The organism is Desulfovibrio sp. JY (assembly GCA_021730285.1).
Lineage (GTDB): Bacteria > Desulfobacterota > Desulfovibrionia > Desulfovibrionales > Desulfovibrionaceae > Solidesulfovibrio.
Map to the genome: position 1 here is coordinate 1,949,300 of CP082962.1, position 20,449 is coordinate 1,969,748.

The window sequence follows — 20,449 nt, forward strand, 5'->3', positions numbered from 1 at the left end:
TTTGGCGGCGAGGCAATGCCGTCAGGCGGGTTTTGCCGCCTCCATTGTCCGCCGGCGCACCCGGGCGTCGAGGTCCATGATGGACGCCGCGTCGGGAAGCGCCTGCCCGGCATGGGCGTCGAGGGCGTCGGCGATGGCCGCGGCGATGCCCATGAAGGGAAGGCGGCCCTCCAGAAAAAGTTCAACGGCCACTTCGTTGGCGGCGTTTAAGACCACGGTATGGCTCGCTCCGGCGGCCAGGGCGTCCCGGGCCAGGCCCAGGCAGGGGAAGGCGTCGTGGCGCGGGGCCTCGAAGGTGAGGCTGCCGAGCGTCACCAGATCCACCCGGGGCACGGCCAGGGGCAGGCGCTCGGGATAGCCCAGGCAATAGGCGATGGCCACCCGCATGTCCGGCGGCCCCAGATGGGCCAAAAGCGATCCGTCGTGGAGCTGGGCCAGGGAATGGACGATGCTTTGGGGATGGACCACCACGTCGACCATGGACACGGGCAGGCCGTAGAGCCGGCAGGCCTCGATGACCTCCAGGCCCTTGTTCATGAGCGTGGCCGAATCGACGCTGATTTTCGGCCCCATGGCCCAGGTGGGGTGGTTTAGGGCCATGGCCGGGGTGACGGCGGCCAGTTCCCCGGTTTCCCGGGTGCGGAAGGGGCCGCCCGAGGCGGTCAGCACCAGCCGCTCGACCAGGGGCAGATCGGGGAGTCCCGCGCCGCCCATGGCCTGGAACAGGGCGTTGTGCTCGGAGTCCACGGGCAAGATGACCGCGCCCGTGCGCCGGGCCGTTTCCCGGATGAGGTCGCCGGCCAGGACCAGGGACTCCTTGTTGGCCAAGGCCACCACCTTGCCGGCGGCGACGGCGGCCAGCGTCGGCAAAAGCCCGGCCGCGCCGACAATGGCCGAAACGACCACGTCGGCCTCGGGAAGCGCCGCCAGGGCGGCGTAGCCTTCCGGCCCGACCAGGATGTCCGGGGCGTAGCCGGTCGGCAGGAGCTTTCGCAGAGCGCCTGCGCGCTCGTCCGTCAACACGGCCAGGACCGGCGGCCGGAAGGTCGTCGCCTGCTCGGCCAGCAGCGCCACGTTGGTGGCCCCGGCCAGGGCGGCCACGGCGTATTTGTCCGGATGTTCGGCGGCCACGCGCAGGGCGCTGACGCCGATGGAGCCGGTCGCGCCGAGCACGGCCAGCCGCCTCGGGCGGGTGGGGGCCGGCACGTCGAGGGAGGTGATGTAACCCGCGCCGGGGGCGGCGGGGGACGGTGTCGCGTTTTTTGGAAAGTGGGTCATGCGTCGCGGTTGGCTTTGGCCGGCTCGGCGGCCCCGGGCAGGGCGATGCCGTAGCGGCCGAGGATTTCGGTGATGCGGGCGGACAGGTTGGCGGCCACCTTGCCGAGCGCGGCCAGGTTGATACAGACGTAGAGGTCGACCTTGTGGGAGGCCATCTCCCACAGGGCCACCAGGGACCGGGTCAGTTCGGGCTCGATCTGGAACAGGCGCAGGCGCTCCTGCATCTCGGCCGGATTCCTGGGGCGGAAGAGCGAGAACTCGGGCGCGTCGCCGTCGTCCTCGAAAAATTGCTTGCGCCGCACCTTGTTGAAACCGGCTTCGGCCAGCGCGTCCACGGCTTCCTTGGGGGCGCGCCGGGTGCGGGCGGTCTTGATCTGGATGCGCCCGGCGTCGGCCTCGCCCTTTTCCCGCAGCAGGTGGGCGAAGTCGAGTTCCATGATCTGTTCGAGCATGAGGCTGAGGTGGGGCGCGTCGAAGGAGCCGGCCATCTGGACGATCCAGGCCGCTTCCTTGGGGGGAAAATCCCGCAGGGCCCGGGCGAAGTCCTCGCGCACCACCCGCAGGGAGGCCGCCGCGCCCACGCAAAGGGCCACGATCTGTTCGGCGCGCAGTTCCTGGGCGGCGTCGGCCGCGGCCTCCTCGTCGCCGGCGGCCGTACGGTACTGCGCCGTGACCGCGTCCATGGTGGCCACCTGGGCGGCGAAAGCCGCTTCGTCGCGGTCCGGGCGCTTTTGCCATTGGGGAATTTCCGCCCGGGCGAGCACCGACAGGGCGGTCTCGAAAAGGCCTTGGCCCTCCGTGGAGGTGACGGCTTCGTCAAAGGCCGTCTGGACGCGGGTCTTGGAGATGGCCTTGGTGGTGCCCTTGAGCTTTTGCAGCACCGCGTCGAAGGGAAAGGCCAGGATGAGGAGCTGGCCTTCGCGGGAGATGCGATAGCGGCGTTCGGCCAGGATGTCGTCGTAGGCCCCGCGCACCTCTTCCTTGATGAAGCGCTCGATGTAGGCCCGCCAGTAGAGCTCGTCGAAGACCAGGGTGGAAGTGATCTCGTCGATCTTGGCCAGGGAGTCCTCGCCGAAGTGGCGGATGACCGCGTCGCTGAAATTGTCCTTGATCAGGCTCGAGGCGTAGACCACGCCCTGGAGGCATTTGACCAGGACGAGCTCCTCGCGTTCCAGGCGTCGGGCCAGCTTCTGCTTGGCGGCCGCATCGCCCACGGCCTTGGCCTTGCCGTAGTGGTTGAGCTCGATCAAGTAGGCGGAAAAGCGTTCCTTGACGTACTCGTGCCCCGGATGCAGCCCCTCGGTCCGGCGCAACAGCATGTCCATGAGCCCCTGCTGCTCGGTTTCGAGCAGGGGAAATTCGTTGATCCGGCTCCGGTTGGCCTTGAGAAATTCCAGGAAAACCCGCTCCTCCAGCACTTCCCGGCGGGCTTTGACGGCCTTTAATTCCTCCAGACGTTCCAGGCAGGCGTCGAAGCGGGCCTCGCGGTCGCCCGGCGGTGCGGCAGCGGCATCATCCATGGCCTGACGACCTCCTTTACCCCAGCCCGAGCAGGGGCCGGCCGGCTGCATAAACCAGGATGGCGGGCAACAGCCCGTCGATGCGGTCGAGCACGCCGCCATGGCCCGGGAGCACGGTCCCCGAGTCCTTGACGCCGGCGGCGCGCTTGAGCGCGGATTCGAAAAAATCGCCCATTTGGGAAACGCCGGCAATGATCACGCCAAAGCCGGCCAGGGCCAGCGGGCCGGGCACGAAACGCGCGGACGCGGCAAAGACCGAAGCGACGATGGCCGAGGCCAGAAGGCCGCCGCAGGTTCCGGCCCAGGTCTTGCCGGGGCTGACCGCCGGCCAGACCTTGGGGCCGCCGACAAGGCTCCCCGCGTAATAGGCCCCGGTGTCCGCGGCCATGACCACGGCCAGGATGAATACCGTTTCCAGCGGGGAAAAAAGGCACAGAAAGCGCAGGGGAAAGGCGACGTAGAGGAGCGCCGCGGCCAAGGCGGCGCGCGGCGGGGCCGTCTCTCCCCGGGCGGCGAAACGGCCCAGGAACGTGAACTGCTCGATCCAGAAGGCCAGCCCCAGGGCGAGGCCGGCCACGGGCCAACCGCCAAGGACGGCGCTGCCAACGACGACCAGCCCGAGGGCCAGGCCGATGGCCTCGAGAACTTGTCCGGGCCGACCGGTCATGGCGAAAAATTCCCGCATGGCCAAGGCGGCGGCCACGGCGGTCAGGATGGCCAGAAACCAGCCGCCGGCGGCCACGGCCACGGCCAGGACCGGCAGGCCCACGGCGGCGGTGAGCAGGCGTTGTCGTTGTGATCCGGCAGGCATGGGAGCGTGTCGCTGTCTCCGGGGCGGGCGCGGACCGCGCCCCGTGTTTTCGGGATGCGGTGGAACCGGTCCCGGCGTTTGGACACCAAAAACGGCGCATCCGCATCAAGGGACATCAAGGGGAAACGCCGCTCGTCGGCCGTAAACGCGCGGCCTCGCGTCCCTGGTAGAGCAAAAGCGCTGCGGCGTCCAATGCCTCGTGTCGCCTCCGGGCGATCAGTCCCACCAATTGACGGGTTCGAAGGTCACGGGCATCACCCCGGCAAGCCCCGGCAGCACCGCGTCCTCGATCAGGGGGCGCAGCCGTCCCGCCAGATTCTTATAATAGAAGTCCATGTCCACCACGAACCACGGGTCGCCGTCGACAAGACCCTGCGACGCCAGCATGATGTATTCGAATCCCCGGCCGAAGCGCTTGGCGCCGGTTACGGCGTCGGCCGCCTGGGCGAACCGGCCGAACCGGTCGAAGATGCCGGCCAGGGCGGCCCGGCGATCCGGCTCGGGGTCGGGATCGGTCTGAAAGGTCAGGGTGAGGTAGCCCGAGGCGTCGGGCCGGACGAATTCCGCGATCTTGAGCACGCCTTCCTTGGGCGCGTCGCCAAGGCCCAGGTCGAGACGAAACCCGGTGAACCCGGCCAAATGCTCGTGGGCCTTCAAATCCCGCAACTGTTTTTTGAGATCGATCACGCCCTCGGCCATGCCTGCATACCTCCCGCCGGTCGGGGTCACGGACGATTCCTGGCCGCTTGTAAAAGCCTTTCCGGAGACGTATGCTTTTTCCATGTATTTGGCCACCGCCATTCCGCCCGCCGCCGCTGGAGGCAGCCTTTGAGCGACCGCCATTATTATCAGTCCCTGACACGCAGCATGGTGGCCTGGGTGGCGGTGGTGGCGCTGGCCCCGCTTTTGGCCTGCGCGGTCATGCTCGGCTACCAGTTCCACACCGCCTACCGGGCCAAGGTCGTGGAACACCTGGAAGAGCTGGTGCTCAAGCACACGCAGCAGGTGGGGGCGTTTTTGCGCGAATCCGCCGCCGAGTTGCGGGTGCTGGCCGATCTGACGCCGTTTTCCTCGCTGACCGACGACGGCGCCCTGGGCGGGCTTTTGGCCACCATGCAAAAAGAGCACGGCGGGGTGTTCGTGGACCTGGGGCTGGTCAACGCCGCCGGGGCGCTCGTGTCCTATGCCGGGCCCTACCGCCTGGGCCGGGCCGATTACGCCGATTCGCCCTGGTTCGCCGCCGCCCGGAAAGACGAGGTGACCATAAGCGACGTGTTCCTCGGGCTGCGGGGACTGCCCCATTTCGTGGTGGCGGTGCGGCGCGTCCATGACGGCCAGGAATATATTCTGCGCTCCACCATCGACTTCGCCGCCTTCAACAAGCTTGTGGAAAATATCGGCCAGGGGGCCACGGGGCAGGCCTTTATCCTAAGCGCCCGGGGCGAGCTGCAAACCACGCCCAAGCGCGGCCTGCAAACCGACGCGCCGTTTTTGCGAAGGAAAATCTGGAGCGGCACGGGCGATGCGCCGGCCATGGCCGCCGATCAGGTCATGGTGTTCACCCACGAATCCCCGGCCTCGGGGCATCGGGTGCTTTACGTGGCGGCCACGCTCAAGGGCGGGGACTGGGCCCTGGTCTACCAGCAGGACGAGGCCGACGCCTTTGCCTCGCTCTACCGGGCCAGGGTGCTGGCCATCGTCATCGTGGCCGTGGGCGCGGTGCTGGTTTTCGTCGCCGCCTGGTGGCTGGCCCGGCGCATGGTCGGGCGCATCGCCACGGCCGACGCCGAGCGCGATCTTTTAAACGATCAGGTCATCGAGGCCGGCAAGCTGGCCTCGGTCGGCGAGCTGGCCGCCGGCATCGCCCACGAGATCAACAACCCCGTGGCCATCATGATGGAAGAGGCCGGCTGGGTGACGGACATCCTGACCGACGACGACTACGGCACGCCCGAAAACATGGCCGAGATGCGCCGGGCCCTGGACCAGATCCGCTTGCAGGGCACGCGCTGCAAGGAAATCACCTACAAACTCTTGAGCTTCGCCCGCAAGACCGACGAGCGCATCAAGGAGCTGGACTTAAATGCCCTGGTGGCCGAGATGGCCGAGCTGTCCGACAAGCGCGCCCGCTACGTCAACGTGCACATCAAGACCGATCTGGCCGAAAACCTGCCCCATGTGGCCGGCTCGCCCTCGGAGCTCCAGCAGCTCGTGCTCAACCTCGTCAACAACGCCATGGACGCCATGGAGAAAAACGGCGGCGACCTGACCCTGGCCACCCGTTTGGCCGGGGACAAGGTGGAGCTTGTCGTGTCCGACAACGGGCACGGCATGCCGAAGGCCGTGGCCGCCCGCATTTTCGAGCCCTTTTTCACCACCAAGGCCGTGGGCAAGGGCACGGGGCTCGGACTTTCCATCTGCTACGGCATCGTCAAGAAGCTCGGCGGCGAGATCACCGTGGAATCGGCCCCGGAACAGGGCGCGACGTTCCGGATATCCCTGCCCTCGGCCGGCCACCCCGAACCCCAGGCCGCCACCCAACCCTCCGGCCCCGAAGCCCCGAAAGCCGACGCGGAGCGGTCCTAGGCGCTCCGTCCCCGGCCAAAGGCCTGGTGATATTTTTCCCCCCTGCGAAAAGTTTTTGAGGGTGGGGGCCCGGGGGAGGGAACTTTTTTCAAAAAGTTCCCTCCCCCGGACAACATCAAAAAGGTTTTAAGCGCTCATGAGTGACAAACCGTTGCGGGTTCTTCTCATCGACGACGAGGCCGGCTTCACCGAAGTGCTGGCCAAGCGCCTGCGGCGGCGGGGCCTCGAGGTCCTGGTGGCGCTTTCCGGGGCCGAGGCCGTGCGCACGCTGCATGAAAACGCCTGCGACGCGGCCGTGTGCGACCTCAAGATGGTGGACATGGACGGCATCGAGGTGCTCAAGATTTTCAAGAAGATGGTCCCGTCCATGCCCGTGATCATGCTCACCGGCCATGGCTCCGAGGAGGCGGCCAAGGACGGCCTGGACGCCGGAGCGGCCGATTACCTGCTCAAGCCCTGCGACCTCGACGAACTGCTGGCCAAGATCACGGACGCCGTGGACCGCTCCCGCCGGCAGACGCCGTCCGCTGCCGACCCGTCCTGACATTTCCTCCTTGACGCCGCGCCGGGAATCTGGTCGAGGGCAAAGGCCGCCGCGTATGGCGGACCGGCCTTTTTTCGAGTCGTACGCCTGGCCGGAGGGAGACATCCATGGATGACAACGTCGCGCTTTTCAACGCCCGGGCCGCGGCCTGGGACGCCAATCCGTTCCGCCGCAAGCTGGCCGGCGACATCGCCGCCACCATGGAACGGGTCGGACTTTTTCGGGAAACCGTGCCCGATGCCCTGGATTTCGGCTGCGGCACGGGGCTTTTGACGCTGGAGCTGGCCAGGCGCTGCCAGCGCGTCACCGGCCTCGATACCTCGCCGGGCATGCTGGCCGCCCTTGACGCCAAGATCGAGGCGGCCGGCCTCGACAACGTGGCCACCATCCTGGCCGACATCGGCGCCGGGGACCCCTTGCCCGGGACCTACGACCTCATCGGCAGCGCCATGGCCCTGCACCATGTCGAGGATATCCCGTCCGTGCTGGACCGGCTTTTCAAGGCCGCGGGCAAGGGGGCGCACCTGGCCCTGGCCGACCTGGACAGCGAAGGCGGGGTATTTCATCCCGACAACGACGGGGTCTACCATTTCGGTTTCGACCGCCTGGAACTGGCCGACATGCTGGCCGGATGCGGGTTTACGGACATCGACGCGACCACCGCCGCCACCATCGAACGGCCGGGCAAGGACGGGGCCGTGCGGGAATTCACCGTGTTCCTCATGACCGCCAGAAGGCCGTAACCGGACGAACCCCCTACCGCGTTGGTCGAAAATGTAGTAGAGGGCCATCCCACCCAACGAAACAGAGGATTTTTCATGATAGGCATATCCAAGCTTTACTGCGGCGGGGTGGAGCCTTCCGACGCCCTGCGCTATGGCCGCCAGTCGGGCAAGCTCCCGTCGCACCTGCTTCAGTTTTCCGCGGACAAAAAGCCCGTCGTGGTCTGGAACATGACCCGGCGCTGCAACCTCAAGTGCGTGCACTGCTACGCCAAGGCCGTCGACCCGGAAGGCGTGGACGACATCGGCACGGCGGAAGCCAAGGCCATGATCGACGATCTGGCCGCCTACGGCGCTCCGGTGATGCTTTTTTCCGGCGGCGAGCCGCTGGTGCGCAAGGATCTGACCGAGCTGGCCTCCCACGCCACCTCCCGGGGCATGCGGGCCGTCATCTCCACCAACGGCACGCTGATTACCCGCGAAAAGGCCCGGGAGCTCAAGGGGGTCGGCCTGTCCTACGTCGGCATCTCCCTGGACGGCGGCGAGGAGGTCCATGACCGCTTTCGGGGGGTTGCGGGCGCGTACAAGAAAGCCCTGGCCGGCCTCGAAAACTGCCAGATGGAAGGGCTCAAGGTCGGACTGCGCTTCACCATCAACAAGCGTAACGCCAGCGAGGTGCCGCTTCTCTTCGACCTGCTGCGCGACCTCGAAGTGCCGCGCATCTGCTTTTACCACCTGGTCTACTCCGGGCGCGGCTCGGAGCTGATCAAGGAAGACCTGGACCACGCGGCCACGCGGGCCCTGGTCGACCTGATCATGGACCGCACGCGGGCCCTGCACGACGCGGGGCATCCCAAGGAAGTCCTCACCGTGGACAACCACGCCGACGGCCCCTACGTCCACATGCGCCTGGCGCGCGAGGACCCCAAGCGCGCGGCCGAGGTGGCGGAGCTGCTCTCGTTTAACGAAGGCAACAGCTCCGGCCGGGGCATCGGCTGCATCTCCTGGGACGGCAAGGTCCACGCCGACCAGTTCTGGCGGCACCACGTGTTCGGCAATGTGCGCGAGCGGCCGTTTTCCGAGATCTGGGACGATCCGAATATCGAACTGCTGGCCAAGCTCAAGGACAAGAAGCGCTACGTCACCGGGCGCTGCGCCACCTGCCGCTATCTTGCCATCTGCGGCGGCAACTTCCGGGCCCGGGCCGAGGCTGTCACCGGCGACGTCTGGGCGCCCGATCCGGCCTGCTACCTGACCGACGACGAAATTCGACCTGAGGAATAGAAAATGCGAACCGGGGGGAAACCTTTCTTGCAGAAAGGTTCTCCCCCCGGCCCCCCTTTCCAAAGATTTTTAACGATAACAGTTTGTCACCGTTAGAAGTTTTGGGGAGGGGAGAGCGCGAGAGGGGGACCCTTTTTTCAAAAAGGGTCCCCCTCTCGCATTCGCGCTGGCGAAAAATCTGCGGCACGGCTGCCGCGGGTGGTTAAAACAGGGTATGCTGGTCGTTGCGGGAGCCCCTGATGCGCAAAAGCGCCTTTTCGGCCTGGCGGCGCATGCGGAAAAGCGTCCGCACGCAGGTCAGGTCGTTTTCTCCGGCAATGGCCGAAAGGGCTTCCAGGGCGATGGCCAGGCGGGCCTTGTCGTCCGTTGCGGTGGCGGCCAGGGCCGGCACGGCCTCCGCTTCCACGATTTTCCTGGCTTCCTTGGCGGTCGCCAGCGATGCCACGCTTGCGCTCATGAAAAGGTCCCCCGAAATGTTTGCGTCCGTAGAGTGACGGTTGCTTTACGGCGGGGGTCATACTCCCCGGGCGGGGGGCTGTAAAGCGTTCTCGCGCCTGTTGACCATGTCCGGGAAAAAAGAATATGAAGAAAAGTACGTGAAGCGGCCTGTTGGGCGGGCGCAAGCGGAGGAGCACATCGTGGGCAGGTTACCCCTGGACGCGCTGGAGGCGGGCATGACCTTGGCGTCGGACCTCATTGGGCCTGACGGCAACATGCTGTTGCCCAAGGGGATGACGCTTACCGACAGCCATATCGGAAGCCTGCGCAAGCGTGGCGTGGCCGGCGCGGACGTGGCCGACGGCGGGTCGTCGGACGAGTCCGGGATCGCGGATATCCCGCCGGCGCTCATCGAGCAAAGCGCCACCCATGTTTTTCGCCGTTTCCTGGCCAACGACATGTCGCACCCGGTCATGACCGCCCTGTTCGAGACCGCCGCGCTGAATCAGGCGCGGGCGCTTGCCGCCGGCGCGGGCCTGCCCCAGGACATCCCCCCCAATCCCCGGGCCGAGTCCATGGGGGATCTCTTTTTCCGCGAAGAGGGCGGGGTCGACGACCTCGTGGACAGCGAGGTGAAGCTCGCCTCGTTCCCGGACATCTATTTCAAGATTCGCCAGGTGCTCGATTCGCCCGCAAGTTCCTCCGGCCAGGTGGCCGACGTCATCAGCAAGGACACGAGCCTCACCGCCAAGCTTCTCAGGCTCGTCAACAGCCCCTTTTACGGCCTGCCCCACCGCGTGGACTCCATCTCGCGGGCGGTCATGGTGCTCGGCGGCCAGGAAGTCTCCACCCTGGCGCTCGGCATTTCGGCCATGAACGCCTTCAAGGACATCCCCCCGGAACTGATCAACATGCGCACGTTCTGGGAGCATTCCGTGGCCGTCGGCGTCTTTGCCCGGCTGCTCGGGGACGCCGCGGGCACAAGCGGCGGCGAGCGGCTGTTCGTGGCCGGCATCCTGCACGACATCGGCCGGCTGGTGCTGTTTAAGAAGCTGCCCCACGCGGCGGTGGAAGCCATCTATTACGCCAAGGCCAACATGACGCCCCTTTTCGTGGCCGAAAACGAGGTGGTGGGCTTCGCCCATCCCCTGGTCGGGGGGCTGTTGCTGCGGGCCTGGAAATTTCCCGAGGCGCTGGTGGCCATCGTCACCTGCCACCACAAGCCTTCGGCCTGCCCGGGCGATATCGAGCCGGCCATCCTGCATCTGGCCGACATCATGGCCGTGGCCCTGGGACATACCCCGCCGGCTTCGTCCATGGTGCCCACCCTCGAACCCGAAGCCTGGGACATGCTTGGTCTCGCTCCCGAGCGCCTGCCCGAACTGGCCGCCGCCGGCCAGGACCAGATAGACGACATCGTGGGCGCGTTTTTTCCTGTCCGCAAACATTGATCCAACGTTAGCGAAGCGAGGACTGTCATGGTTTTCGGCGATTTTCATCGCGGCCGCCGGCTGCGCCGTACGCCTTTTTTGCGCGACATGGTGCGCGAAACCGAATTGCGCCCGGCCGATCTCATCCAGGGTTATTTTGTGGTCGATACCGACGACCGGGACTTCGAACGTCCCATCGCCTCCCTGCCCGGCCAGAGTCAGCTATCCGTGGAACGCCTGACGGCGCGGGTGGGCGCGGCCATGGACAATGGCCTGCGCTCGGCCATTATTTTCGGCCTGCCCGAGAAAAAAGATCCGGTCGGTTCCGGGGCCTACGCGGACGACGGCATCGTGCAAAAGGCCGTGATGCGCCTCAAGGAGACCTATCCCGAACTGGTCGTGGTCACCGACGTGTGCCTGTGCGAGTATACGAGCCATGGCCACTGCGGCCTGATCGACGGGCACGGCGAAGTGCAGAACGACCCCACCCTGGAGTTGCTCGCCAAGACGGCCGTGAGCCATGCCCGGGCCGGGGCGGACATCGTCGCCCCTTCGGACATGATGGACGGGCGCGTGGGGGCCATCCGCATGGCGCTTGACGAGGCCGGCTTCAGCCACATTCCGGTCATGTCCTACGCCGTCAAGTACGCCTCGTGCTTTTACGGGCCGTTTCGCGACGCGGCCGACAGCACGCCGGCCTTTGGCGACCGCCGTGGGTATCAAATGGACCCGGCCAACGTGCGCGAGGGCCTGCGCGAGGCCGCGGCCGACCTGTCCGAGGGCGCGGATATCCTGATCGTCAAACCGGCCATGCCCTATCTCGACGTGTTGCGCCTGCTACGCGACAATTTCGACGTGCCCCTGGCCGCCTATCAGGTCAGCGGCGAGTACGCCATGCTCCAGGCCGCCATCGGCAACGGCTGGCTCGACGAGAAGCGGGCCATCCTGGAATCGCTGACCTCCATCAAGCGGGCCGGCGCGGACATGATCATCACCTATTTCGCCGAAAAAGTGCTGCCCTGGCTGTCGAAATAGCCGAGGCTCCGGGCCGGCGCGCCCGCATTGCCGCGCAAGGACGTCCCCGAACTCCCGGTTTGGCCTGGGTTTCGGGGACGTCCTGCGTTATTGGGGTAGGCCGAGGACCCGGCGTGTTTCGGCCCGGGCCTTGGCGTAGGCTTCCGTAAAGGCCGGGTCGTCGAAGAAAAAGGCCGCGATGACGGTCCCGGCGATGCGGCCGGCCGCCACGTCGCTCGGGTAGTGCACGCCGCCCAGTTCCCGGTTGAACCGGTAGACTTCCGCTCTGGTGTAGATGGCGTCCGCGTGTTCGGGCAGCATATTGGCCAGAAGGATGGAGGTGACGGTGGCGAAGGTGGAATGGCCGCTGGGGTAGGAGGCGTTTCCCGGCCTGTGCAGGCAGGGCGTCAGCGCCGGATTGGTCGCGTAGGGCCTGGGGCGGTCGAAATGTTCCTTGGCCGGGCCGAGGAGCTGGTCGGCGGCGTGGCGGACCTTGTCGAAAAAAGCGGCCGTGACCGGCAGCTCGGCGGCGGAAAAGGCCGGGCTTACGGCGTCGGCGAACCGGAACACGGAGCGCATGGCGTCGGCCTGGGCCAGGGCGACCTGGGCCGGGGTGCGGGATTGTTGCAGCGTCATGAGCAGGGCCATCTCCTCCCGCTGCTTGGCCGATCCCACGGTGGGCGGCGGCGGCAGCAGCCGGACGAGGTCGACCTGTTTTGCCGTGAGGCCAAAGGCCTGTTCGCCGGCCTGGCCGGTACAGGGCACCGTCAGCAGCAGTAAAAGGACAAGCAGGCGAAACGCCTGGCGCATAGATACCTCCGGTTTCTCGTGTTGCGGGCATGACGTTCCATGCCCGGGCTTTTGTGCCCGATACGCCCGTCCGCCTTGCCACCGGGCGGCCAACCATTATATCAAGCGGATCGTCCGGTCGCGCGCGCCTTGCCGGCGCGGCCGCGCGCGCATTACGCCACAAAGGAGGGGACCCGGCGACCGTCCGGCCGCCTTCGGGTCCGAGATCCCCATATGCAGCATCCCCACGCCAACGGCCACGGCCATCCCCATAACGCGCATCCCGCCGGCCCGGCCGGCATGCCGCCCCTGCGGCTCATCGCCTGGGAGGTCACCCGGGCCTGCAACCTGGCCTGCAAGCACTGCCGGGCCGAGGCCTGCCTCGATCCCTGGCCCGGCGAGTTCGACACCGCCGACGCCAAGGCCCTTATCGACACCTTTCCGGAAACCGGCAGCCCGATCATCATTTTTACCGGCGGCGAGCCGCTGTTGCGCCCGGACATCTTCGAGCTGGTGCGCCATGCCAGGAGCCGCGACCTGCGTTGCGTCATGGCTCCCAACGGCACGCTCGTCACCGCCGAAAACGCCCGGGAAATCCGCGATTCCGGCACCGCCCGCTGCTCGATTTCCATCGACGCGCCCAACGCCGCCGACCACGACGCCTTCCGGGGCGTGCCCGGGGCCTTCGAAGGCGCGCTTCGCGGCATCGAGTACCTCAAGTCGGCCGGGGTGGAGTTTCAGATCAACACCACGGTGACCAAGCATAACATGGCAAACTTCAAGGAAATATTCAAGCTGGCCGACGCGCTTGGGGCCGCCGCCTGGCATATTTTCCTGCTCGTGCCGACCGGCCGGGCCGTGGAGCTCGGGGCCGAGATCATAACGGCCAAGGAATACGAGGAAGTGCTCAACTGGTTCTACGATTTCCGCAAGACCACCAGCATGCACCTGAAAGCCACCTGCGCCCCGCATTATTACCGCATCATGCGCCAGCGGGCCAAGGCCGAGGGCGTGGCCGTCACCCCCGACACCTTCGGCATGGACGCCATGACGCGAGGGTGCCTCGGCGGCACGGGCTTCTGCTTCATCTCGGCCGTGGGCCAGGTGCAGCCCTGCGGCTATCTGGACCTCGACTGCGGCAACGTGCGCAAAACGCCGTTCCCGGAGATCTGGCGCTCCTCGCCCCAGTTTCTCCAGTTTCGCAACAAGGACGAGTACCTCGGCAAGTGCGGCGTGTGCGAATACCACCGCGTCTGCGGCGGCTGCCGGGCCAGGGCCCACACCATGTCCGGCAACTACATGGCCCCGGAGCCCCTGTGCGACTATACGCCGGCCAAGGCCGAAAACGCCGGCGGGGAAAGCTGACGCTCACAGCACGATTGCCCGGTCGAACAGCTCGAAAACGGTGGTCACATCCGCCGGGACCGTGTGGTAGGCGAGGAGCTCTTCGATCTGGCGCAGGCAATTGAAACACGGGGCCGCGACGAGTGCGGCCCCGGTGGCCGCGATCTGCTCGATCTTCTTTTTCCCCGATACCTTCATGCGGAATTCGTAGAACGTGTCCTCGCGGTCGATGCCCTCGGCCGATTCCAGTACCGCCAGCCCGCCGCCGCCGCCGCAACAGAAATTGGCCTCCCTGTTGGGCCGCATTTCGCGAAAATCCGTCACACAGGCCCGCAAAAGCGCGCGGGGAGCCTCCGTCACGCCGCCGCTACGGGCGAAATTGCAGGGATCGTGGTAGGTGACGGGGCTGGTGTTGGCGGACGGGTCCAGGCGCAGGCCGCCCCGTTTTAGCACCCGCGCCGCCTGGGTGAAGATGTCGGTGACGGTGTAGGGCAGTCCCTGGGCGCTCGTGTAGCCGCCCATGTATTTGGCCACGCGGTAGGCGTGCCCGCATTCGCCGATGACCAGGGTCTTGGCTCCGGCATCCAGACAGGCCTCGTGCAGCATCTTGTTTTTCCGGAGCATATGGGCATCGTCCCCGGAAAAAAGGCCGAAGTTGGCCGCGTCGAAGGCGATTGTGGAAAGTGTCCAGGATATCCCGGCCGCGTGGAAAAACGCGGCGCAGCCCATGAGATTTTCGGGCCGGGCCATGATTTCGCTCGAGGCCGTGGCGAAAAAGACCTCGGCCTTGCTATCGAGCGGAATCCGGATATCCGCTCCATGCTCTTCGCACAGCTCCCCTTCGAGAAAACGAACCATGTCACGGATGGCGGCCTCGGGCGCGCCCTCGTTGTTGCCCAGGCGGTCGGACGCCCGCTGGGTGGCGACGATGCGGCAGGGCGTCAGGCTTAGGGCATGGAGAATGCCCCTGGCCTTGCGGGTGATAAGCGCATTGTCGAGGCCCAGCGGACAGTAGACGGCGCAGCGGCGGCAGCCCGAGCACTCGTAGAAGTCGCGCACCCACAGGGCAAGGTCCCGCGGGTCGGGTCCCCGGCCGCGACGGTACAGGGCGCGCAGCAGTTCGGCCCGGCGGGCGGGCAGGAAGCGCTTTTGGGGATCGGCCAGACTGACGTGGCAGGCTTCGGCGCACCTGCCGCAACGCACGCAGATGTCGCAGGCAAGCTGCAACGCCAGCGGCCCCTCCTTGATGGCCGCCACGGCTTTCCTGGCCTGTGCCAGTTCCTCCGGGCCGATGGCCGCGATTGCGGGACGCATGGCGCTTCTCCCTCCTTTTGTGCGTGAGACGCCGGTCAGGCGGGCGGGGACGCGGCCCGGACCGCGCCCTGGCCGAGCCCGAGCTTGGCCGGCAGGATGCCGGCGGCGTGCAGGAGCTTGCCGAACGGGAAGACGACGATCAGGGCCTGGGCCAGCAGAAAATGGAGGGCGAAGCCGGGTGTTTCGGGCATGGGCTCGGGGCGCAGGGAAGCCAGGGCGGCGAAATAGGACCGCACGGATTCGAGGTCGGTCGCGCGCCCCAGACGCATGGCCAATCCCGAGGCGATGACGGCCAGCAGCAGGGTCAGGAGAAAAATGTCTTCGAAGCGGGTTATGCCCCGCAGCCCGGGCAGCACGAGCCTGCGCCCGGCCAGCCACAGGCCCGACCCCAGGGCGAAAAGCCCGACCGCGCCGCCGGCCAGGGCGGCCAGGGTGGCAACCACCTCGGGAGAAAGGCCGAGCGCGGCCCAGAGCCTCGGAAAGTCGGTGAAGGCCCGGATGTGTCCGATCAGGAGCAGAACCAGGGAAAAATGGAAGCACCAGGCGGCAAGGGCCGGCCTGCCGGCGCGGCGGCCGCGCAGCAGGCAGATTTCCGCCGCGATCCGCGCCGCGTCCAGGGCGGGCGACGGCGGGGATTGCCGCGTCCGGGGCGACAGGGGAAAAAGCGGGGACGGCGCTGCCCTGGCCCGGTTCCAACGACGCAGGCGCCAGACCAGTCCGAGGACGAGGATGGCGGCCGTCAGATAGGGCAGGCAGGCGGGAACGGTGTTTGGGCCGGGGATCATGGCGGACCTCCCTGGCGGAGGGATTCCGGCGCATGGCCGGATCGCGGTGGTTTGCGGCCATGCCGCCGCATGCGTGACGGGAACGTCGCATTTTCTGTCGGGAAAAGAAATCATTGCCATTTTTAGGGAAAAGTGGCTTGATTATTGGATGCGCATCCGACGATTGTGCGGTCTCCTTGTCCTGATCGCCGGCCTCGGCCTGTCCGCCTGGATATGGCAGCGGGCCGGCGCTGGCGCGGAAACGTCGGGCTACATGGTCATCGACGGCGTGGCCTACCCGCAACGCCTGGAGGACACCAAGGCCTACAACCGCCAGATGGAGGCGTTCGGCGGCAAGGGACTGGTCCTGGCCGAAAAGCTGGAAGAGTGGTTTTCCGGGCTTGGCCGTTCCAGGGGCTTTGCCGGAGGCCTGGCCGTCTTTTCCTTGGGCCTTGGCGGCTGGCTTTTCCTGGCGCGTCCGGGCCGGCCCGACGGGGATGAAGCGGACAAGCGGGCAGGCTAGGCCGTCACGCATGGGGCCTGACGATAAAAGCCGGAGGGATCAAGTCCCCCCGGCTTTTTCCGTTGGCTTTCGGGAAACCGCGTAAAGCCTAGGCGCAATGCCCCGCCGGCGTGTCGGCCGTAGCCGCCTGGGCTTCGTGGTAGGCGATGAACGCGGCCAGCCCGGCCTTGCCCATGTAGCGCTCGAGCTGGCGTCGGTCGGCCTGGAGCAGGTCCACCACGATCAGCCCGTCGAGGCAGTCGGCGAAACCCTTGTCCACGTTGAAGGCCAGGATCTTGCCGCCAAGTTTCAGGTACTGGCGCAACAGCACCGGGATGCCTTTGCGGTCGGCCTCGATGTCGTCGATGAGCGCCAGCAGGTCGTCGAGGTCCTCGACCAGGGTCCGGGCCGCCCGGGCCAGCCATGTCTGGCCGCGCAGGGGCGTTTTGGGCCGCACCAGCCGGGCCAGGTTGGGATTGGTGACGTTGCCCTCGAAATAGCTGGCGATAAGCCGCCTGGAGGCGTGCTTGTAGTCGTTGGTGATGCTGACCGGGCCGAAAAGCACCCGGTAGCGCGGCTCGCGCACCACCATCTGGGCCAGCCCCTTCCACAAGAGCAGCAGCGGCGAGTAGCTTTTCTGGTACTCGGGCCGCACAAAGGACCGGCCCATCTCCAGCGCCGGGCTGATGCGCGAGAAAAAGGCGGCCTTGAGCACGAAAAGCGTGCTGGTATAAAGTCCTTGCGGGCCTTTTTCGGCCAAAAGCTCGTCGGTGCGGCCGATGCGGTAGGCTCCGGCCACTTCGCGTGTCGCGGCGTTCCACAAAAACAGGTGGCGGTAGAAGGGATCGAACCCGTCGAGGTCGCAGGCCTTGCCCGTGCCCTCGCCCACCCGGCGGAAGGTCAGTTCGCGCAGCCGCCCGATTTCGCGCAGCGTCAGGGGGATGTCCACGGCCTTGGCCTCGATGACCTGGAACTCGCCGCTTTGATGCAGGACCGCTCCGGCCGCAAGGGAGGCGATCTCGTCGGCCAGCAGGTCTGGGCTCACGGGTGGGATGAGTGCCTCCTGGCGGCCGGCGTTTTTCTGGGGGAAAATCGGCGGCCGGCGCAGGGGCCTGTCCGGGCGATTGCGCAAGAGCTCCGTGCGCAGGCGCAGGTAGCGGGTGATGCAGGTATCGGCTTCCTCGTCGCAGGTCGAGACCTTGGCCAGGCGATCGTACCGGATGGGGGTGCCGATGCGGGCTTCCACGGTGCGGCCGCGTTTGTTGTAGAATTCCCGGGGCAGCATGGCCGTGCGCATGAGGGGATGGATGAGCCCCAGGACCTGGAACAGACGGCTGTTGTGGCCGCTGAAGTGGATGGGCACGACCGTGGCTTCGGTCTTGCGCACGAGCCGCGCCACGGTGGCGCTCCAGGCCGGGTCGCCGATGGTGAGCCGACCGTTTTCCAGGTGGGGGTGCGCCACCGCGCCGGCCGGAAAGATGCCGAGCAGGCCGCCCTTGCGCAAAACGTGCAGGCATTCCTTGAGGGGCCGGATGTTGCTGCCCGTGGCCGAGGAGCCGCCGAAGGGGTCGACGAAGACGAAAAGATCGCGCAGCTCCGCAATGCGGGAGAGCATGAAATTGGCCATGATCCGGGTGTCCGGGCGCACGGCCAAAAGCATTTTGGCCAGCACCAGCCCTTCCAGGCCGCCAAAGGGATGGTTGGCCACCACCACCACCGGCCCGGATTTGGGAATGCGCTCCAGTTCCTCGGTCGCGGCCCGCACGCGCACGTTCATGGCATCGAGCACGGCGTCCACGAAGGAGCCGCCGTCCAGGCCGTTCGGAATGGCGCGGTAGAGGTTGTCGATGGGGGCAAGCGACAGCGCCTTGGCCAGAAAAGGCTCGGCCAGGGCGACGGCGCGGCGCGTGACGGCCCCGCCAAAGGAGGGGGCCAGGGAAAAGATGCGGGGACGTTCGCTTTGTTCCATGTCATCACCTCAGGGGATGGCGTCTAGGAAGACGGGGCCCGGAGCCACTCGTCAAACCATATAGGGCATAGCCAGCCAGGGTTACGACTCCATGGAGAATTGGCTGCGTTCGCTGACGATTGTGCGCGGATGCGTCACAACGCAGGTGGATTTGTAACATACGAAACTTACGCCGTTGTCCGCCGTCCGGCAAGATGTCGACGTCTTGACACCCGGCGCGGGCCGCTTCTAGGGTATAGGACATGCGAGAGGGAAAACCCTTTTCGCGCGCTCTCTTCCCAAAAATTTCAACCGTTATGCGATGTGGAACGACAGGCTCTTGTTTTCCGTGAAGAGTCTTTGGAAAGGGGGTCTGGGGGGAGAACCTTTCTGCAAGAAAGGTTTCCCCCAGTGGCCTTGTATAAAATAGCTCCGGGGAATGCGCCGTGTCGGAAAATCGTCTGTACTCCGTGGCCGCCATCGCCAAGCTGCTGGATATGCCGGAATCCACGCTCCACTATTGGAAAAACCGCTTCGACGAGGTGCTGCCGAGCGTCGGGCGCGGGCGCAGCAAGCGGTTTCGGCCCGAGGCGGTGGAGGTCTTCCAGGCCATCGGCCGGCTGCTCGGCCAGGGGCTCTCGGCGGCGGACGTGCGGGCCGAACTGATGCGGCAATTTCCGGTCAACGTGGCCCACGAATCGGCCGCCGAGGCGGGGCTTTCCCCTGTCGCCGCGCCCGCTTCGCCCGCAACGACCATCACTGCGGGCGAAGGGGCGTTTCACGGCGGCGAGCCGGCCGTCATGGCCATGGCCGCCGGTATCGGCACGGAAATCGCCCGGTCGATCATGGCCCAGTTCCAGCAACATTTTCCGCCGGTTCAGCCGGCCCTGCCCGAGGAGACGGCCGAGGGGCTGCGGGCGCAACTCGAGGCGGTGCGCGGCGAAAACGCCGCCATGGCCGAGAAGATGCACCTGCTGGAGGCGGAACTTGTGCGCCTGCGCAAGGATCGCCGCGAACTGGAAAACTACCTCGTGGACAAGATAAACGCCCTGCGCCGCGCCGACGAGACGTCGTGAGTGGGGGGGGAGAGGAAGAGGTGCGAGAGGGGGACCCTTTTTGGGAAAAGGGTCCCCCTCTCGCGCTCTCCCCTCCCAAAAACTTTCCTGGTTACGCACAATCCTCAGCCAGTTTGAGCAGTCTGTAAGGCATGGGCGGCGTCCGCAAGGAGACCCAGGCCAACCGCGTGAGCATTGTCGCCAAGTCATAACGGCGATTGAATCGATATCCGAACGAGGCCAGATAGCGCGACACATGTTTGCCTCTCACGGCACGATATGTTCCCAATAATGCTGACTTCACATTGCCAAGCATGGTGTTGACCCACTTAAATACTGAGTCCTGCACAGCCTTGCGGCCACTGTCTTGAACGGGTTCGTGCCGACAGCCCGCAGCCTGGACCTCGGAAAAACATGGCAACCGGTCCGTCACCACCAATGTCCCGGAACGCAAGATTTTCTGAGATGCCCGCTGCACCTCATTACGCCGAAAACCTTTGACTCGGCACAGCTTCATCTTGTGTGGTTGTCCACTTTTTGTCGTTTCAACTGCCGCAATAAACGGAATTTTTCCTGGGGCACCACGTCCACGTTTCCCACCACGTCGTTTACCGCCAAGGTAAGCATCGTCCATCTCTACGCGGCCGGTGAGACGTTGCTGGTGTTCACGTTCGAGCATGACCTGCATCAGCTTGTGAGACATTTTCCAGGCCGTCGTTTGCGTGACACCAAGTCTGCGGGCTAATTCGACACTGGAGATGCCGCCCTTACTTTGAGTGAGGTGATAAATGGCGCGGAACCACTTCTTGAGGGGAACTTTGGTGGAAGCGAAGATTGTGCCAGCGGTCACCGAAGTCTGCGTACGGCAATGTGAGCACTGAAAGAGCCGTCGCCTGCCAACAATAAGCAGCGAGTACTTATCCCTGCCGCAAATTGGACAAACGAATCCTTCGGGCCAACGCCATTGCACGAGGTGTGCCCAGCATTTCTCCTCGGTGCCGAATTGCGCCTCAAACGCATCTTCGCTCATACCCTTCTGGAATTGCACAATGTTTCTTGCCAGATCCAGCGCCTCCAACCCCCAGAAAATACACAAAACAATGACC

19 protein-coding genes are annotated in these 20,449 nt (G+C 65.9%); 9 read left to right on the top strand and 10 right to left on the bottom strand.

Annotation, left to right across the window (positions count from 1 at the left end; genetic code table 11):
• Window positions 1–21 precede the first annotated feature (21 nt).
• The 4 genes from dxr to K9F62_08740 all read right to left on the bottom strand — a co-directional run bounded on the left by dxr (window position 22) and on the right by K9F62_08740 (window position 4,308).
• Entirely contained in the window at window positions 22–1,278 is a 1,257-nt protein-coding gene (gene dxr / locus K9F62_08725; GenBank protein ID UJX42740.1) for a 1-deoxy-D-xylulose-5-phosphate reductoisomerase, read from the bottom strand.
• Window positions 1,275–2,798, bottom strand: a complete 1,524-nt coding sequence (locus K9F62_08730) for a hypothetical protein (protein UJX42741.1) — start codon at window positions 2,796–2,798, stop codon at window positions 1,275–1,277. Before K9F62_08730 ends, dxr begins: the two co-directional genes overlap by 4 nt.
• Window positions 2,799–2,814: 16 nt before the next feature.
• Window positions 2,815–3,609, bottom strand: coding sequence for a phosphatidate cytidylyltransferase (locus tag K9F62_08735; GenBank protein UJX42742.1), 795 nt, complete (start codon window positions 3,607–3,609; stop codon window positions 2,815–2,817).
• Between the two features lie 216 nt (window positions 3,610–3,825).
• On the bottom strand, window positions 3,826–4,308 hold the full coding sequence (locus K9F62_08740) for a hypothetical protein (protein ID UJX43174.1): 483 nt from the start codon (window positions 4,306–4,308) through the stop codon (window positions 3,826–3,828).
• 129 nt (window positions 4,309–4,437) lie between these two features.
• On the opposite strand from K9F62_08740, the gene K9F62_08745 reads away from it, so the two are divergent.
• The 4 genes from K9F62_08745 (at window position 4,438) to ahbC (ending at window position 8,745) form a co-directional block, all read left to right on the top strand.
• Window positions 4,438–6,195 (top strand): two-component sensor histidine kinase, encoded by a 1,758-nt coding sequence (locus K9F62_08745; GenBank protein ID UJX42743.1) that lies wholly within the window; start codon window positions 4,438–4,440, stop codon window positions 6,193–6,195.
• A gap of 136 nt (window positions 6,196–6,331) precedes the next feature.
• Window positions 6,332–6,739, top strand: coding sequence for a response regulator (locus K9F62_08750; protein UJX42744.1), 408 nt, complete (start codon window positions 6,332–6,334; stop codon window positions 6,737–6,739).
• Window positions 6,740–6,846: 107 nt separating this feature from the next.
• Complete coding sequence (locus K9F62_08755) at window positions 6,847–7,482, top strand: class I SAM-dependent methyltransferase (GenBank protein ID UJX42745.1); 636 nt, start codon at window positions 6,847–6,849, stop codon at window positions 7,480–7,482.
• Between the two features lie 75 nt (window positions 7,483–7,557).
• Window positions 7,558–8,745, top strand: coding sequence for a 12,18-didecarboxysiroheme deacetylase (ahbC, locus tag K9F62_08760; protein UJX42746.1), 1,188 nt, complete (start codon window positions 7,558–7,560; stop codon window positions 8,743–8,745).
• A gap of 202 nt (window positions 8,746–8,947) precedes the next feature.
• On the opposite strand, the gene K9F62_08765 is transcribed toward ahbC, so the two are convergent.
• Entirely contained in the window at window positions 8,948–9,202 is a 255-nt protein-coding gene (locus tag K9F62_08765) for a hypothetical protein (GenBank protein ID UJX42747.1), read from the bottom strand.
• 181 nt (window positions 9,203–9,383) lie between these two features.
• On the opposite strand from K9F62_08765, the gene K9F62_08770 reads away from it, so the two are divergent.
• Together K9F62_08770 and hemB are read left to right on the top strand one after the other, a co-directional pair.
• Window positions 9,384–10,634: an HDOD domain-containing protein gene (locus K9F62_08770; GenBank protein UJX42748.1), complete on the top strand. Its 1,251-nt coding sequence runs from the start codon at window positions 9,384–9,386 to the stop codon at window positions 10,632–10,634.
• A gap of 27 nt (window positions 10,635–10,661) precedes the next feature.
• Complete coding sequence (hemB, locus tag K9F62_08775) at window positions 10,662–11,648, top strand: porphobilinogen synthase (GenBank protein UJX42749.1); 987 nt, start codon at window positions 10,662–10,664, stop codon at window positions 11,646–11,648.
• An 87-nt stretch (window positions 11,649–11,735) separates the two neighbouring features.
• On the opposite strand, the gene K9F62_08780 is transcribed toward hemB, so the two are convergent.
• Window positions 11,736–12,437 (bottom strand): phosphatase PAP2 family protein, encoded by a 702-nt coding sequence (locus tag K9F62_08780; protein UJX42750.1) that lies wholly within the window; start codon window positions 12,435–12,437, stop codon window positions 11,736–11,738.
• Window positions 12,438–12,650: 213 nt separating this feature from the next.
• On the opposite strand from K9F62_08780, the gene ahbD reads away from it, so the two are divergent.
• The gene (gene ahbD / locus K9F62_08785) at window positions 12,651–13,781 is read left to right on the top strand and encodes a heme b synthase (protein UJX42751.1); all 1,131 of its coding nucleotides are present in this window, start codon (window positions 12,651–12,653) and stop codon (window positions 13,779–13,781) included.
• 3 nt (window positions 13,782–13,784) lie between these two features.
• On the opposite strand, the gene K9F62_08790 is transcribed toward ahbD, so the two are convergent.
• Together K9F62_08790 and K9F62_08795 are read right to left on the bottom strand one after the other, a co-directional pair.
• Entirely contained in the window at window positions 13,785–15,074 is a 1,290-nt protein-coding gene (locus K9F62_08790) for a (Fe-S)-binding protein (protein UJX42752.1), read from the bottom strand.
• Between the two features lie 35 nt (window positions 15,075–15,109).
• Complete coding sequence (locus tag K9F62_08795; GenBank protein UJX42753.1) at window positions 15,110–15,859, bottom strand: respiratory nitrate reductase subunit gamma; 750 nt, start codon at window positions 15,857–15,859, stop codon at window positions 15,110–15,112.
• A gap of 148 nt (window positions 15,860–16,007) precedes the next feature.
• On the opposite strand from K9F62_08795, the gene K9F62_08800 reads away from it, so the two are divergent.
• Window positions 16,008–16,361, top strand: a complete 354-nt coding sequence (locus K9F62_08800; GenBank protein UJX42754.1) for a hypothetical protein — start codon at window positions 16,008–16,010, stop codon at window positions 16,359–16,361.
• Window positions 16,362–16,449: 88 nt separating this feature from the next.
• On the opposite strand, the gene K9F62_08805 is transcribed toward K9F62_08800, so the two are convergent.
• Window positions 16,450–18,309, bottom strand: coding sequence for a lysophospholipid acyltransferase family protein (locus K9F62_08805; GenBank protein ID UJX42755.1), 1,860 nt, complete (start codon window positions 18,307–18,309; stop codon window positions 16,450–16,452).
• Between the two features lie 425 nt (window positions 18,310–18,734).
• Between K9F62_08805 and K9F62_08810 the strand changes: the two genes are divergently transcribed.
• Window positions 18,735–19,364, top strand: a complete 630-nt coding sequence (locus K9F62_08810; GenBank protein ID UJX42756.1) for a helix-turn-helix domain-containing protein — start codon at window positions 18,735–18,737, stop codon at window positions 19,362–19,364.
• A gap of 91 nt (window positions 19,365–19,455) precedes the next feature.
• Here the strand turns inward: K9F62_08810 and K9F62_08815 are convergent, their stop codons facing one another.
• On the bottom strand, window positions 19,456–20,406 hold the full coding sequence (locus tag K9F62_08815) for an IS1595 family transposase (protein UJX43175.1): 951 nt from the start codon (window positions 20,404–20,406) through the stop codon (window positions 19,456–19,458).
• Window positions 20,407–20,449: the final 43 nt, after the last annotated feature.